A 16,389-nucleotide genomic window follows, 5' to 3' on the forward strand; every position below is an offset into this window, starting at 1 on the left:
CAACTTCGTAGCCGATCCGAACATGAAGAGGGTGGTCGAAGAGGGGCGCGGGCGTGTGGTCGCATCATCTTTTCTGCCGGGGAGTGGATGAGACTTACCAGGAAACAGCTTGACCATCTCCCGTCCGGCCTGGCGCGTCCGTCTTATGATCGTAGCCAGCCTGTCGGCGTGGTCCATCTCGGCCTGGGCGCGTTCCACCGCGCTCATCAGGCGGTCTATTTCGATGCCCTGATGCAAGCCGGCGAGCGCGGCTGGATGATCCGGGGCGCGTCACTGCGATCCGGACGGGTAGCGGCTCAGCTCAATCCCCAGGACGGACTCTATACCTGTCATGTCCGCGACGCTGAAGGCGAGGCCCGTCAGCTGGTCGGCTCGATCCATGATGTGCTGGTCGCGCCGGATGATCCTGCCGCTCTGATTTCTGCCATGAGTGCCGCCGAAACGGCGCTGGTGACGCTCACGGTCACCGAGAAGGGGTATCGTCTCGACCCGCAAAGCGGGGCGCTTCTGTTGGGCGCGGCTGACATCCAGTCCGACCTTGCCAATCCGGACAGGCCGACGACCGTGCCCGGCTTGTTGACAGCGGCGCTGGCCGCTCGCCGGGCCGCAGGCCTGGCCGCTTTCACCACACTGTCCTGCGACAATATTCCCGACAATGGGCGGCGCACCCGAGCGGCCGTTCTGGCCTTTGCCAAAGCGCGGGACCCGGATCTCGAGCGCTGGATTGCCGATACGGCCGCCTTCCCATCTTCCATGGTGGATCGGATTGTTCCGGCGACAACGTTGGCCGATATCGATGCGCTGGAAAATGTGGCCGGTTATCGCGACGAGGCGATGGTGAAGACGGAGGGCTTCACGCAGTGGGTGGTCGAGGACTGGTTTTCAGATCGGCGCCCGCCGCTGGAATTGGTCGGAGTGGAGATGACCGATGATGTTGCCGCCTGGGAACGGATCAAATTGCGTCTGCTCAACGGGTCTCACTCGACGCTAGCCTATCTAGGCGCCCTGGCCGGGCATGATTTCGTCCATCAGGCCATGGCGGCTCCGGGATTTGCCGATCTGGTCGAGGCGATCTGGGACGAGGCCGAGCCGACCCTGGACGCGCCAGCCGGCTTTGATGCGGCGACCTATCGAAATGCCCTCACGCGCCGCTTTGCCAATCCGGCGCTTGAACATTCGCTCGTCCAGATTGCCATGGATGGGTCGCAGAAACTGCCGCAGCGATTGCTGGCGACCTTGCGCGAGCGGCATGCGCGTGGCGACGCCTCCCCCGCCCTGTGTTTGGCCATTGCTGCGTGGATGCGCTGGCAAATGGGGCAAGACGAGCAGGGGCGCGCTTTCGAGGTCGATGATCCGCTCGCCTCGCAAACACGCGCGGCCCTCGCGGCGGCCGGACCGGAACCGGCAGACCAAGTCGCTGCCTTGCTCGCAATCGAGGCGATTTTTGGCAATGACCTGGTCGGGCGCGCCGGGATCGTCGATACGCTGGTCGCGGCACTGACCGAATTGCGAAGCCGAGGCGCGGCAGCCTGTGTGGCGAGCGGCCTTGCCCGCGCAATGAACCCGGCGGATGCTTGAATGGTGAGTCTGAGCAAAAAGACCACGAGGCGGGGAGGCCGCGTGAGCAGAAGCAAGAAGCGCACTGGGGGCGTGACCATGGATCACGTCGCGCGGGAGGCGGGTGTCTCCCTGATGACGGTTTCGCGTGTCATGAACAATGTGCCCGGCGTCAAGGCATCGACGCGCGACAGCGTCATGCGGGCCGTCAAGGCGTTGGGCTATTCGCCCAATGCAGCCGCGCGCAGCCTGGCGCGCAACGGCGCTGGCCGGATCGGCCTGCTCTATTCCAACCCGTCTGCCGGTTATCTGTCGCAATTCCTGGTCGGCGCACTGGATGGTGCTCAGACAAGTGGCGCGCTCCTCGTCATCGAAAAGTGTGACGCGTCTCTGGAGAGTGAGGCCGCCGCGATCGGGCGACTGATTGCCGGCGGCATGGCGGGCGTCATTCTGCCGGCTCCCCATGCGGAGTCTGACAGTGCAATTGCCGCACTGCGAGAGGCGGGTGTTGTGGCGATTGCAGTGGGGACAGGGCACGCACGGCCTGATGCCCATGGCGTTCGCATGGATGATTTCGCAGCCGCGGCGGAGATGACGCGACACCTGATCGAGCTCGGGCATCGCCGGATCGGCTTTATCAAGGGAGCCGTCAATCAGACCGCCAGTGTCGAGCGTCTGTTGGGTTTCGAGACAGAAATCCGGCGTGCCGATCCCCCTGCCGACTGTCTGGTGGAGCCCGGAGACTTTACCTATCGATCGGGATTCGAGGCAGCCGAACGCCTGTTATCGTCGGATCATCCACCGACCGCTATCTTTGCTTCCAATGATGACATGGCCGCCGGTGCTCTGGCTGCCGCGCACCGGCGCGGTCTGGATGTGCCGGGGGATTTGTCTGTTGCCGGTTTCGATGACACGCCCCTCGCGACGGCCGTCTGGCCGGAGCTGACCACAATCCGACAACCCGTGGCCCGCATGGCGGAGGCTGCCCTGCGGCTGGTCCTGCAGGAATCCCGCGATCAGTCAAGGCGCGACAGCCGGGCGCCAATCGATCAGCTTCTCCCGCACCAGCTCATCGTGCGCGCCTCGACCGGCCAGGTCCCGGACAAATCCTGATTCTTTGATTCACACCCACCAGAAGGCTTGACTTCATTGTCCGACAAATTGATGTTAGCGCTATTAAAAAGTCCGAAATGGACCTGTTGCCGCAGACAATCCTCGGGGGAGGAATGATCAAGCTAGCTGACTGCCTGCCGGCGGACCGGGACGCTGCTGTCCTGATCGGCCGTCTTGCCTTGCCGGACGGACCGACACCGGTTCTCGTCCGCCACGGGCGCGTTCTTGATATCTCGCGATTTGCCGCCACGGTCTCGGAGGCCCTTGCCGATATCGACGCGCTTGATGCCGCCGATGGGCAGGATCTCGGATCAATCGAGGATCTTGGTCTGGCGGCTGATTTCGCCGAAGCCTCATCCGGGGTGCCCCGGCTTCTGGCCCCGGTCGATCTGCAATGCGTGAAGGCGTCCGGCGTCACATTTGCCATCTCCGCGATCGAGCGTGTGATCGAGGAACGGGCCCAGGGTCACGCCGACCGGGCGCGCGACATCCGCGAGGCGTTGCAGGCCCGGATCGGGGCCGATATTGCCTCGGTCAAGCCGGGATCCAAGTCCGCAGCCGAGCTGAAGGCGGCGCTGATCTCGGACGGTTTGTGGTCACAATATCTGGAAGTGGCGATTGGTCCGGACGCCGAGATTTTCACCAAATCCCCGGCTCTGTCAGCTGTTGGCTGGGGCGACAAGGTCGGGGTCCGGTCCGACTCGGACTGGAATAATCCGGAGCCCGAGATTGCCCTCGTCTGCGATGGTCGCGGGCGGCCGGTTGGTGCCACCTTGGGCAATGATGTCAATCTGCGCGATTTCGAGGGCCGTTCAGCCCTCTTGCTCGGCAAGGCCAAGGACAATAACGCGTCCTGTGCGCTGGGGCCTTTTATTCGATTGTTCGACGACGCGTTCGGTCTGGATGATGTGCGTCAGGCCGAGATCTCGCTCGAGATCGAGGGGCGGGACGGTTTCACGCTGAGCGGCCAGAGCTCGATGTCGCAGATCAGCCGTGATCCGCTCGAACTGGTTGGACAGGCCATTGGCAAGCATCACCAGTATCCCGATGGTTTCGCGCTCATGCTCGGCACCATGTTCGCGCCTGTCGCGGATCGAGATGCGCCGGGACAGGGCTTCACCCACAAGATCGGGGATCGCGTGACGGTCTCCACGCCGCGCCTAGGCGCGCTCGTCAATGAGGTCACGACCTGCGACCAGGCACCGGCCTGGACCCTCGGCATTGCCGGATTGATGCATAACCTGGCGGAGCGCGGCCTCTTGCGAGGTGCCCGATGAGCGCTGCAATCTATCCCTCGCTCAAGGGACGGCTTGTTGTCCTCACCGGCGGCGGGTCCGGCATTGGTGCTGCGCTGACCGAAGGTTTTTGCCGTCAGGGCGCGCAAGTCGTGTTTCTGGACATTTGTGATGATGCAGGCGAGGCATTGGCTGAGCGGCTTTCAAGCCTCGATCCGGCACCGGTCTATCGACATTGCGATCTGACCGATCTCGATGCGCTTCATGCGTGTTTCGACGAAATCGGTACGCGCTTTGGCGCGGTGGATGTGCTTATCAACAATGCCGCCAATGACGATCGTCACGTGATCGCCGATGTCACACCGGAATACTGGGATGACCGGATGGCGGTGAATCTGCGGCACAAGTATTTCGCCACGCGCGCCGTCGCGGCGGGTATGAAAGAAAAGGGGGCTGGGGTTGTCATCAATCTCGGCTCGATCTCCTGGCATCTCGCCCTGCCGGACTTGTCCGTCTACCAGACGGCCAAGGCGGCAATCGAGGGCATGACACGCGCCCTGGCGCGCGAGCTGGGACCGGATGGCATCCGCGTCGCCTGTATTGTGCCGGGCAATGTCAAAACGCCGCGCCAGGAAAAATGGTACACGCCGGAAGGCGAAGCCGAGATTGTCGCCGCCCAGTGCCTGAAACTGCGAGTGGAGCCCAAGGACATTCTGGCCATGGCCCTGTTCCTGGCGTCCGATGACGCCCGGGCCTGTACCGGACACGCGTATTTCGTCGATGCGGGCTGGAGATAAGACGCATCATCAAGAAGGGCCAAAGGCCCATATGGGGAGAGTTGGACAATGACAGAAACGGCAGATAGCGCCGGAAGCGCTTCGGTACCCGCCGAAGCGCCGAATATGGGCTATATCCTCGCCATCGCGATCGTTGCGACGATCGGGGGCTTCCTCTTTGGTTATGACAGTGGCGTGATCAACGGCACTGTTGATGGTCTCCAGACGGCTTTCAACTCGGAAGAGATCGGGACGGGCTGGAATGTCGCGTCGATGCTTCTGGGCTGTGCGGTCGGCGCGCTGATCGCCGGTCGGGCGGCTGACATTTTCGGGCGCCGTACCCTGCTTGTTGTCGCCGCTGTGTTCTTCATTGTTTCCGCCTTCGGCTCGGGGATTGCGGGTGGCTCGACAGAGTTCGTGATCTATCGCCTTCTGGGCGGTCTGGCCGTGGGTGCTGCCAGCGTCATGGCGCCGGCCTACATCTCCGAGATCGCGCCAGCGAGCATTCGCGGACGTCTCGCCACCATCCAGCAGATCGCCATCATTGCCGGTCTGTTCTTTTCCTTCCTGTCCAACTATCTGCTGGCCCAGACCGCGGGCGGTTCGACCGTGGAATTCTGGCTCGGTTTCGAGACATGGCGCTGGATGTTCTGGATGGAACTCCTGCCGGCCGTGATCTTCCTGATCGCGCTATTCTCCATCCCGGAGAGCCCCCGCTTCCTGGTTTTCAAGAAGAAAACCGAGCAAGCGACCGGTGTGTTGTCCAAATTGTTCGGGCCGGTATCGGCGAAGCGCAAGGTCGGGGAAATCGAGGCCTCGCTGGCTGATGACCACCAGCCCAGCTTGCGCGATCTGATCAGCCCGATCACCAAGAAGATCCGCCCGATCGTCTGGGTCGGCATAGGTCTGGCCAGCTTCCAGCAGCTGGTCGGCATTAACATCATTTTCTATTATGGCGCTGTGCTCTGGCAGGCGGCGGGTTTCACCGAGAGTGATGCGCTTTTGACCAATGTCCTGTCCGGGGCCTTGTCGATCGGTTCGGTGGTTGTTGCCCTGCTCGTCATCGACAAGCTCGGCCGCAAGCCGATGCTGATCATCGGTTCGATCGGCATGGCGATCACGCTCGGTCTTTGTGCTTTCGCTTTCTCGACCGGTGAGCTGATCGAAGGCTCGCTGAGCCTGTCGGACAATATGGCGTTGCTCGCCCTGGTCGCGGCCAATGTCTATGTGATGTTCTTCAACTTCTCCTGGGGCCCGGTCATGTGGGTCATGCTGGGTGAAATGTTCCCCAACCAGATCCGCGGATCCGGCCTGGCAGTTGCCGGCCTCTTCCAATGGGGAACAAACTTCCTGATTTCCATCACCTTCCTCTCCCTGCTCAGCTCGATCGGGCTGGCGGGCGCCTACGGCATCTATACCGTCTTCGCCGTCATCTCGATCTGGTTCGTGATCAAGATGGTTCGCGAAACTCGCGGTAAAGAGCTGGAGGATATGGAAGGCTAGACGTCACGATTGTCCCTGCAGACCCGGGTGGGGCGACCTGCCCGGGTCTCTTTTCCGAAACGTCCACGTGCACGATGACGCCATGAGCCAAGTTGAACTGATCTGGGACCTCAAGGCCGAACTGGGCGAAGGCCCGGTCTGGTCCGCGCGCGATCGCTGCGTCTGGTTTGTCGATATCAAGGGCCGCAAACTACATCGCTACGGCGTCGATGATGGCTCAAAGGCCAGCTGGGACACGCCGGACCAGAGCGGCTTTGCCCTGCCGGCCGAGGATGGCAGCCTGGTCTGCGGTGTTCGCGGCGGGCTCTATCGCTTCGATCCCGTTTCGGGCGAGTTCAACCTTCTCACGGCGGTCGAGATTGATCGTCCGCAGAACCGGCTCAATGACGGCTATGTCGCGCCGGACGGATCCCTCTGGTTCGGCTCCATGGACGACAGCGAGCGCGACAAGACCGGAGCTCTGTATCGCTGGACGCCGGACAGCGGCGTTGTGTTGAAAGGCGACGGCTACGGCGTCACCAATGGCCCGGTCCTCAGCCCTGACAGCACAACGCTCTATCATCACGACACGCTGGAGAAGACGGTCGAGGCCTTTGATCATGCCGACGGAAACATCTCCAATCGGCGTGTGTTTGCGGTCATGGATGAGGGCTATTGCGATGGCCCCTCCATGGATAGTGCGGGCGTCCTGACGATCGGTCTTTTCGGAGGTTGGGGCGTCGCCCGATACGCGCCGGACGGACGCAAGCTCGGTAAAATCGAATTCCCCGTATCCGCTGTCACAAAAGCTGCTTTCGGCGATGACGATCTGCGCACGCTGTATTGCACCACGGCCTGGCTGCACCAGACCCCCGATCAACGCGAGGGCCAGCCACTGGCCGGCGGATTGTTCAAAGTGCGGGTGGACACGCCCGGACAGCCCCAATCTCTGATCAAGCTGTGAGATTGAAGCTGGCGGCGGCTGGCTATGAGGCCGAGCTGGCGCCGGGTATCGGCGGCGCGGTTCTCGCCCTGCGATGGTGCGGACGCGATATACTCAGGCCGACGCCGGTGCCACCGTCATCTGTGGTCGCGACCGCGAACTTCCCGCTTATCCCTTATGCCAACCGGATTGCCGGCGGGCATTTCGACTGGGACGGAAAGACGATCGATTTGGCCATACTCGCGGACTTCGCACCGCATGCCTTGCACGGAAACGGGTGGCTGATGGGGTGGGACGTGCTCGGTCAGTCGGACACGTCCGCGGCTTTCGGCCTGACACGTTCAGCGGAGGACTGGCCCTCAAGCTGGCGTGGGGACCAATCCTTCGCGTTGACGGAGGCCGGGCTGACTCAGGTGTTGTCTGTCACCAATACCGGGGATCACCCGATGCCGGCGGGGCTGGGTTTCCATCCCTGTTTCCAGCTCGGTGGCGCGCCTAGCGTCGACTTTGATGCCGGGCAGGTCTGGTTGGTAGATGACACGCAGATCCCCGATCGGCTCTCAAAGCCCGAGGTCATCGCCTGTTTCAAGGGTGGGCGGTCAGTCCGGGACGCGGACCGGATTGACCATTGTTATGTTGGGTGGTCGGGCGTTGCGTTGATCAACACCCTGGCCGGGCGTGCCAGGCTTGAAGCGTCTGCCAATGCCCGACATCTGCACGTCTATACGCCGCCCGGGGGCGCGAATGTTTGTCTTGAACCGGTGACTCACCGTCCCGATGCCGTTCATGGTCAAGTGGGTGAAATGCCGGTTCTTGCGCCAGGCGAGACGGAGGTCCTGACCATCCGCATCGGCCTGGATGTGTCTGCGCGCCCGGGGTGACCCGCAGCCTCAGTGATTATCGCGCGGATTGCCGAAGGTCTCGATGATGCGGCGGTACTTCACGGCCGGTTCGAGCGCCGCGCCCGTCTCCAATTGTCCGATCGTGTCGCGCTGGAGTTCCTGCCAAGGCGTCTGGGACGCCGGGTAGGGATAGCCGCCACTCGCCTCCAGGGCCTCGCGGCGTGCCTGGATTTCCTCTTCCGGCACGAGCCAGTCCACCGTCGCTGCGTTGAGGTCGATCCGCAGTCGGTCGCCGGTCTTTATCAAGGCGATATTGCCGCCCGCCGCCGCTTCCGGGGAGGCGTGCAGGATCGAGGGCGATCCGGAGGTGCCGGACTGGCGTCCATCGCCTATGCATGGCAGCACGGTAATGCCTTGTTTGATCAGATAATTTGGCGGGCGCATGTTCACGACTTCTGCGGCACCGGGATGGCCGATCGGGCCGGATCCGCGCATCACCAATATGCCGTCATCGCCAATCGCCTCGGCCGGGTCATCAATGCGTTTGTGGTAGTCTTCCGGGCCGTCAAAGACATGCACCGTGCCTTCAAACGCATTCGGGTCATCAGGGTCCGACAGATAGCGCTCGCGGAAGGCCTTGGCGATGACGCTGGTTTTCATCAAGGCGCTGTCGAACAGGTTGCCGCTCAGAACGACAAAACCGGCATCCTTGAGCAAGGGTGCGTCGAAGGGCCAAATCACATCCGGCAAAATGATCTCGGCGCCACGGCAATTCTCACCGATTGTCTGGCCGTTCACCGTTTTCGCCGCCTCGCGAAGGAGGTTTTGCGCCATGAGCTGGGCTGCGACGGCGGGAACACCGCCAGCCTGATGGAAATCCTCGCCCAGATAGGCACCAGCCGGCTGCATGTTGACCATCAGCGGGATCTTGTGCCCGTGCTCTTGCCAGCGCTTGAGCGGCAGGTCGACCCCGGAATGACGGGCGAGCGCTGTCAGATGGACAGCGGCATTGGTTGAGCCGCCCAGCGCGGAATTGATGGCGATGGCGTTGAGAAAGGCATCCTCGGTGAGAATGTCGGATGGCTTGAGGTCCTCATGGACCATATCGACGATGCGTTTGCCGGTCTGATAGGAAATCTGGCCACGCTCGCGATAGGGCGCCGGGATGGCGGCCGAGCCGGGCAGGCTCATGCCGAGCGCCTCGGTCAGGCAATTCATGGTCGAAGCCGTGCCCATCGTATTGCAATAGCCGACTGAGGGTGCCGAAGTGGCCACCAGTTCGATGAAGCCCTCATAGTCCAGCTCGCCGCGCGCCATCATTTCGCGGGCCTGCCAGATGATGGACCCGGAACCGATTCGCTTGCCCTGGCGCCAGCCATTCAGCATCGGACCAACCGAAAGCGCGATCGCCGGGATGTCGACCGTTGCTGCCGCCATCAAGCAGGCCGGCGCAGTCTTGTCGCAGCCAACCGTCAGGACGACTCCGTCAAGCGGGTAGCCGTAGAGCAGTTCGACCAGTCCCATATAGGCGAGATTGCGATCAAGGCCGGCGGTCGGGCGCTTGCCGGTTTCCTGGATCGGGTGGACCGGGAATTCGAGTGCGATGCCGCCCGCTTCCCGTATGCCTTCGCGAACCCGCTTCGCCAATTCGATATGGTGGCGATTGCACGGTGCGATATCGGACCCGGTCTGTGCGATGCCAATGATCGGCTTGCCGGAGCGGAGCTCTTCCAGTGTCAGTCCATAGTTCAGGTAGCGCTCCAGATAGAGCGCTGTCATGTCCGGGTTTTCAGGATTGTCAAACCAGGCGCGTGATCGCAGGCGTTTCGTCATGAAAGATCTCTATGGTCGGTAATCCCCTGATGGAAGGGATGGATTACTCCGACAAATAGAGCGCATTTGGCGCGCTAGCAAGCCGCGTTGGTGAGGCGAGGCGTCCAAACTCCTGAAAATCCGAAGCAGAATCAGCGTGCGTTGTCGCCGGCATCGGCTTTCTGGCTGCGGCGAAGGGCGCGCGCGGTATCGCGAAGCGCGGCTCCGACAAGCTCCGCCATGGCGCTGCGGGCCGCTTCCGGGCCGCCAGCGGCGATTGCATCGAAGACGCGCCAATGATCTGGCATCGGGTCTCGCGGCAATTCGTCCTTGCGGGCCTTGTATACTGTCGTCCAGCGAACGCCGGCGCCGATTGTGCTCGCCAGGCTGCGCAGCGGCATGTTGCCGGACGCTTCCAGGACGGCATCATGGAAGGCCCGGTCTGCGCTCTGGCCCTCTTCGGTGTTGAGCGTATGCCGCTCCATATTCATCAAGGCTTGCCGCATGATGGTCAGGTGATGCGGTTCGCGTCTTTCCGCGGCCAGTGCCGCGGCGGCGGGCTCAATGATCATGCGCAGCTCGAACAGGCCGTCGATCAGGTCGGGATCGGGCTCAGTCGCGAAATACCAAGCGAGTACATCGGGATCGAGCAGATTCCAGCGTTGCGGCTGGGTGACGCGTGTGCCGGTTTTCGGGCGGCTCTCCACCAGCCCCTTGGCGGACAGGATGCGCACCGCTTCGCGATAGGCGCTGCGGGAGACTTTCAGCCGTTCAGAGAAGTTGATCTCGTTCGGCAGGATCTCGCCCGGGGCGTATTGACCCGAAACGATCGCGACGCCGAGATCATGGGCGATCGTACCATGAATTCGGGCCGGATTTCCTGTCCGCCGACGCGGCTTGTCCGATGTTTTGTCTGTCGGTGCCATGTCGAGATCCTTCACTCCTGCCGTGTACCGGATCGATTTCGCATCGCGAAACCGTCGGAAAATCACGGGTTTTGCCTGTACGGTCATACTTCCCGGGGCCTTAGGTGTCCATATGGCGTCATATACTCGGACAAATGCATTGACCTGCCCCCCTTGCCTCGTCTTACTATCGGGCAAACAGCAAGCGCCGGGTAAGTGAAGTCCGGCCTGTGACAGGGGAAGAGACCAATATGAGCGTCTTGACGCATGCCTATGAATTTGTCCGGCAGACCGGCCGGATGGCCTTGCCAGCCACCCTCTTGGCCGCGATGGCCGCGCAATCCGCCTGCGCCGCGCAGGCGCCAGACCGGCCGGGTCCGGATGCGATCTATCGCGATGCCAGCCAGCCGATCGAGGCCCGGGTCGAGGATCTGCTCTCGCGCATGACGCTCGAGGAGAAAGTCGCCCAGATGATCGGCATCTGGCAGAACAAGGCTGAAATCCAGACCCCGTCCGGCGACTTCTCGGCCGAGCGAGCCTCCGAGAACTATCCCAACGGCCTCGGTCAGATCTCCCGTCCCTATGACCGCCAGGGCGTCGAGCCCGGCACCCAGGCGGCCGGTGCCAATGCCGGGGCGCTCAATCGCGATGAGCGTGAGACCGTCGAATACATCAATGCCGCCCAGCGCTGGGCGATAGAAGAGACACGCCTTGGCATCCCGCTCCTCTTCCACGAAGAGGCGCTGCACGGCTATGTGGCGCCAAACGCAACCAGTTTCCCGCAATCCATTGGCCTCGCATCGACTTGGGATACCGAATTGCTCGAGGGTGTGTTCAACGTCGCTTCGCGCGAGATGCGCCTGCGCGGCGTCCACCTGACGCTGGCTCCGATCGTCGACATTGCCCGCGATCAGCGCTGGGGACGGATTGAGGAAACCTATGGCGAGGATCCTTATCTGGTTTCCGAGTTGGGCATCGCCGCCGTCCGTGGTTTCCAGGGTGATGACCTGCCGCTCGCGGAAGACCGCGTCTTCGTGACGCTCAAGCACATGACCGGACATGGTCAGCCCGAAAGCGGTATGAATATCGGTCCGGCCCAGATATCCGAACGGGAATTGCGGGAGAATTTCCTGCTGCCCTTCGAGCGCCTCGTTGAAGAGACGGAAGTCATGCAGATCATGGCCTCCTATAACGAGATTGATGGCGTTCCCAGCCATGCCAACCGTTGGCTCCTGACCGATGTTCTCCGTGATGAGTGGGGTTATGAGGGTCTGGTCGTCAGCGACTATTTCGCCATTCGCGAACTGATCAGCCGCCACCGCATGTATGACAATATCGAGGATGCGGCTGTCCGCGCCCTTGAAGCCGGTGTCGATGTCGAACTGCCCCATGGGGACGGCTTCCTCAGCCTGCCGGACATGGTGGCCGAAGGCCGGATCAGCGAAGAGCAGATCGACACGGTCGTCCGCCGCATCCTGCGCCTGAAATTCCTGACGGGCGTGTGGGAAAACCCTTATGCCGACGCCGACGCGGCGGTGGCCGGTACGGCCACGGACGATGCCATCGCCCTGGCCCGCACGGCGGCGCAACGCGCCATGGTGCTGTTGGAGAATCGCGACAACACCCTGCCGCTCGACCCGGAGGCTATCGGCACTTTGGCCGTGATCGGCACCCACGCGGTCGATACCCCGATCGGGGGCTATTCCGACCAGCCGCGTCATGTGGTCAGCATTCTGGAAGGTTTCCAGAATGCCGCCGATGACCGCTTTGACGTCGTCTATTCGGAAGGCGTGCGCCTGACCGAGAGCCGGCAATGGGCGGCTGACCAGGTCGATCTCGTCGATCCCGCGGTCAATGCCGAACTGATCGAGGCCGCCGTGGCGACGGCCCGCGAGGCCGATGTCATCCTGATGGTGCTCGGCGAGAACGAGCAGCTCAGCCGCGAAGCCTGGGCCGACAATCATCTGGGCGACCGCGCCGACCTGCAACTGGTCGGACAGCAGCTCGACCTGGCCCGCGAAATCTTCGCCCTTGGCAAGCCGACCATCGTCGTCCTGCTGAATGGCCGCCCGCTGGCCGTCAACTTCCTGTCCGAAAACGCCGATGCCTTGATCGAAGGTTGGTATCTGGGTCAGGAAACCGGCAATGGCGTCGCCGACGTCGTCCTGGGCGAGGTCAATCCGAGTGGCCATTTGCCGGTGACGATTGCCCGTTCAGTCGGCCAGCTTCCGGTCTTCTACAATCACAAACCGTCGGCCCGTCGCGGCTATCTCTTTGACGAGGAAGCCCCGCTCTACCCGTTCGGCTACGGCCTGTCCTACACCACATTCGACATGTCAGAGCCGCGCCTGGTCGAGGACATGATCTCGGCCGGTGAGAGTGCTTTCGTCGAGGTTGATGTGACCAATACCGGTGATCGTGCCGGTGACGACGTCGTCCAGCTCTATATCCGAGATGATCTCGCCATGGTGACACGGCCAGTCCTGCAATTGGCGGGTTTCCAGCGGGTCTCCCTCGATGCGGGTGAGAGCCAGACCCTGCGTTTTGAAGTCACAGAGCGTGCGATGTCACTATGGAATCTCGACATGGAACGTGTGGTCGAGCCCGGCACTTTCACCCTCTCGGTGGGCGCGGACTCGACCGATCTGCAATCGGTCACACTCACCGTGACCGAAGACTAAACCGACGTACCGACACGTAACCGAAAGGCGGCCCCATGCGCTGGACTTCAACCTGGCACATTCTTCCGGCCGTCCTTGCGGTCATCCTGGTCGCCTGTCAGCCGGAGGCTGACAGGCCAGAAATCTCCTCCGAGGCGGACGTCGGGACGGGTTGTGCGGGTGAGGCCACAATCTGTCCCGGTCGTCCTGCTGCTGACGGTTTTGCGCTTGTCGCCGACGGTCTGGCCGCGGCTATCATCACGGATCCCGACGACGCACCCGGCTTGTTGCGGGCGGCCGGTGATCTCGCCGAAGACCTGGCAGCCGTGTCCGGCCAACCCGTTGCGTCGGGTGTTGAAGTGGCGGCTGGTCGTGCCGTCATTGTCGGGACGCTTGGCGGCAACGGCCTCATTGATGCCCTGGTCGCTGAAGGGCGGCTCGATGTGTCCGGTGTTGACGGGGTGTGGGAAGCCTATCTTCACCAGGTCGTCGACAATCCGGCCCCGGGCATAGAGCGGGCGCTGGTCATCGCCGGCGCTGACATGCGCGGCACGATCTATGGTGTCTATGACGTCTCCCGCGCTGCCGGCGTCTCGCCTTGGCATTGGTGGGCGGATGTGCCGGTTGACCGCCACGACCAGCTCCAGGTCTCGGCTGGCCATCGGAGGGACGCACCCTCGGTGCGCTATCGCGGGATTTTCCTGAATGACGAAAACCCGGCGCTCTATGGCTGGGTCAATGAGACCTATGGCGGTTTCAACCATGATTTCTACGAGCAGGTCTTCGAGCTGATCCTGCGCCAGCGCGCCAATTATCTCTGGCCGGCCATGTGGGGGAAGGCCTTCTCCGACGATGATCCGCTCAACGCCCCGACCGCTGACATGTATGGCGTGGTGATCGGGACCTCCCACCATGAGCCGCTGATGCGGGCGCATGTCGAATGGGCCCGCTATGGCGAGGGGCCGTGGGACTTCGCCGCCAACCCCGAAACCTTGCGCGAATTCTGGCGCGAGGGTGTCGAGCGCATGGGCGAGCATGAGAGTCTGGTGACGATCGGCATGCGCGGTGATGGCGATGAGGCCATGACCGAGGGTACAGCCATCGCGCTTCTGGAAAGCGTGGTTGAGGCCCAGCGTGAGATCATCACCGAGGTAACCGGTCGTCCGGCGTCCGAAACACCCCAGGTCTGGGCGCTCTACAAGGAAGTTCAGGACTATTTCGACCAGGGCATGGATGTGCCCGACGATGTGACCCTGCTCTTTGCCGACGACAATTGGGGTAATATCCGCCGCCTGCCCGCCCGCGGCGCCGACCGCGAGGGCGGCTATGGCGTCTATTATCACTTCGACTATGTCGGCGATCCGCGGAACTATAAATGGCTCAACACGACCCAGATCGAACGGACCTGGGAGCAGATGAACCTGGCCTGGGAGCATGGCGCTCATGAGCTCTGGATCGTCAATGTCGGCGATCTCAAGCCGATGGAATTCCCGATCAGCTTCTTCCTCGACCAGGCCTGGGATCCCGAGGCCATGACGCTGGAGGCGATGTCCGGTTATACGCAGGACTGGGCCGCCGAACAGTTTGGCGAGGCGGAGGCGGGCGCGATTGCGGAACTCCTGACCCGCTACACCCAGTACAATGCCCGGCGCAAACCCGAGCTGATTGATGCCGAGACCTTCTCGCTGACCGGTTTTGATGAGGCGGATCGGGTCGAGGCGGACTGGCAAGCGCTCGCGGCCGAGGCCGATGCCGTCCGGGCCCGCTTGCCAGAGACTTATGACGATGCCTTCGTCCAGCTGGTCTGGTTCCCGATCCAGGCCAGCGCCAACCTCACTTCGCTCCACATCGAGACGGCGCGCAACCGTCTGTGGGCGGCGCAGGGCCGGGTCACGGCGAATGAGGCGGCAGACCGGGTCGCTGAATTGTTCGAGCGCGATGCCGAGCTGGAGCGGATTTATCACCAGGATGTGGCGGACGGGAAATGGAATCATTTCATGTCCCAGACCCATATCTCCTACACCTATTGGCAACAGCCGGAGGAAGATCTTCTGCCGGAAACCGTTCGCGTCGAGCCGCTTGATGGCGCCCATCTCGGGCTGGCCCTGTCGAGCGGCGGCGAGGCGCTTGTGTTCGAGCGCCATGGCCAGGCAGAGCGGCAGATCGAGCTGTTCGATCGCGGCCACAGTCCGGCTGTGGCGGAGCTTTCGGTGAGCGCGGACTGGATTATCCTGTCCCGCACTGAGGGCGGTGCCGGCGAGGTGGACGTCACGATCGACTGGACAGCGCTGGCACCGGGCGAGCATGCCGGTCAGATCATGGTCATCGGGTCTGGTGGCGCCTCCTACACGGTGCCGGTCATTGCCCGCCAGCGGGCGACCGATCCGGCGCCGGGGCACTTCGTCGAGGCCGATGGCCACGTCACGATCGAGGCTGCCGACCAGGCTGCGTCGGTCAATGCTGACGGTGTTGCCTGGGTGGAGATTCCCGAGATCGGCCGCAGCCGCTCCGGGATGAGCGTCCTGCCCGCCAACTCACCCTCCCACGCGCCGGGCGAGGGCCCCTATCTCGACTATCCGGTCTATCTCTGGTCCACGGGCGAGGTCGAGATCGATGTCACCCTGTCGCCGACGCTCGATTATCTCGACCGCGGTGGCATGCGTTATGGAATCCAGCTCGATAACGGCCCGATCGAGGTCGTCAATGTCCAGGGCGATGGCAGTCACGAGGCCTGGATGCGCAATGTCGCCGATAGTGTCACCGTGTTGACCACGCGCCATAACGTCGAGGCAGAGGGCGCACACACCATCCGGCTCTGGCTCATCGATCCCGGCCTGGTCTTCCAGCGGGTATCGCTGCGCACGCGCGACCTTCCCGACAGTTATCTGGGACCGCCCGCCAGCGCGCGCAGCGAGTAGACCCAAGCACCGATATCGCCACGGCGCTTGCGCCTGGCGGTTTGGGCAGGAGGAGGGTGCGGGATGCCGGCCGGAGCCGATAAGGCGCTGATTTAATGAGGGTAGCTTCGACAAGCATCCCGCACGCGGAGTTTTCCCGGGCTGTC

At 62.7% G+C, this 16,389-nt stretch carries 11 protein-coding genes; 9 read left to right on the plus strand and 2 right to left on the minus strand.

Annotated elements, in window-relative coordinates:
- Positions 1 to 87: 87 nt before the first annotated feature.
- The 7 genes from Q0X62_RS00280 to Q0X62_RS00310 all read left to right on the plus strand — a co-directional run bounded on the left by Q0X62_RS00280 (position 88) and on the right by Q0X62_RS00310 (position 7,987).
- Positions 88 to 1,578: a mannitol dehydrogenase family protein gene (locus Q0X62_RS00280; protein WP_297730372.1), complete on the plus strand. Its 1,491-nt coding sequence runs from the start codon at positions 88 to 90 to the stop codon at positions 1,576 to 1,578.
- A gap of 42 nt (positions 1,579 to 1,620) precedes the next feature.
- Entirely contained in the window at positions 1,621 to 2,670 is a 1,050-nt protein-coding gene (locus tag Q0X62_RS00285; RefSeq protein ID WP_297730374.1) for a LacI family DNA-binding transcriptional regulator, read from the plus strand.
- Between the two features lie 116 nt (positions 2,671 to 2,786).
- Positions 2,787 to 3,947 carry a fumarylacetoacetate hydrolase family protein gene (locus tag Q0X62_RS00290; protein ID WP_366946081.1) on the plus strand — a complete coding sequence of 387 codons (1,161 nt, stop codon included), beginning with the start codon at positions 2,787 to 2,789 and terminating at the stop codon, positions 3,945 to 3,947.
- Positions 3,944 to 4,702, plus strand: a complete 759-nt coding sequence (locus tag Q0X62_RS00295) for an SDR family oxidoreductase (protein WP_297730378.1) — start codon at positions 3,944 to 3,946, stop codon at positions 4,700 to 4,702. The genes Q0X62_RS00290 and Q0X62_RS00295 overlap by 4 nt, the downstream gene beginning before the upstream one ends.
- A 105-nt stretch (positions 4,703 to 4,807) precedes the next feature.
- On the plus strand, positions 4,808 to 6,184 hold the full coding sequence (locus Q0X62_RS00300; protein ID WP_366946082.1) for a sugar porter family MFS transporter: 1,377 nt from the start codon (positions 4,808 to 4,810) through the stop codon (positions 6,182 to 6,184).
- Positions 6,185 to 6,266: 82 nt separating this feature from the next.
- Positions 6,267 to 7,127, plus strand: coding sequence for an SMP-30/gluconolactonase/LRE family protein (locus Q0X62_RS00305; protein WP_297730382.1), 861 nt, complete (start codon positions 6,267 to 6,269; stop codon positions 7,125 to 7,127).
- Positions 7,124 to 7,987, plus strand: coding sequence for an aldose 1-epimerase (locus tag Q0X62_RS00310; RefSeq protein ID WP_297730384.1), 864 nt, complete (start codon positions 7,124 to 7,126; stop codon positions 7,985 to 7,987). The genes Q0X62_RS00305 and Q0X62_RS00310 overlap by 4 nt, the downstream gene beginning before the upstream one ends.
- Positions 7,988 to 7,996: 9 nt before the next feature.
- On the opposite strand, the gene Q0X62_RS00315 is transcribed toward Q0X62_RS00310, so the two are convergent.
- Both Q0X62_RS00315 and Q0X62_RS00320 read right to left on the minus strand, forming a co-directional pair.
- Complete coding sequence (locus tag Q0X62_RS00315; protein WP_297730386.1) at positions 7,997 to 9,781, minus strand: IlvD/Edd family dehydratase; 1,785 nt, start codon at positions 9,779 to 9,781, stop codon at positions 7,997 to 7,999.
- Between the two features lie 131 nt (positions 9,782 to 9,912).
- Entirely contained in the window at positions 9,913 to 10,686 is a 774-nt protein-coding gene (locus Q0X62_RS00320; protein WP_297730388.1) for a FadR/GntR family transcriptional regulator, read from the minus strand.
- 308 nt (positions 10,687 to 10,994) lie between these two features.
- Between Q0X62_RS00320 and Q0X62_RS00325 the strand changes: the two genes are divergently transcribed.
- Positions 10,995 to 13,346 (plus strand): glycoside hydrolase family 3 N-terminal domain-containing protein, encoded by a 2,352-nt coding sequence (locus tag Q0X62_RS00325; protein ID WP_366946083.1) that lies wholly within the window; start codon positions 10,995 to 10,997, stop codon positions 13,344 to 13,346.
- A gap of 35 nt (positions 13,347 to 13,381) precedes the next feature.
- Positions 13,382 to 16,243 carry a glycosyl hydrolase 115 family protein gene (locus Q0X62_RS00330; protein ID WP_297730392.1) on the plus strand — a complete coding sequence of 954 codons (2,862 nt, stop codon included), beginning with the start codon at positions 13,382 to 13,384 and terminating at the stop codon, positions 16,241 to 16,243.
- Positions 16,244 to 16,389: the final 146 nt, after the last annotated feature.

The organism is uncultured Maricaulis sp., from assembly GCF_947259345.1.
Taxonomy (GTDB): Bacteria; Pseudomonadota; Alphaproteobacteria; order Caulobacterales; family Maricaulaceae; genus Maricaulis.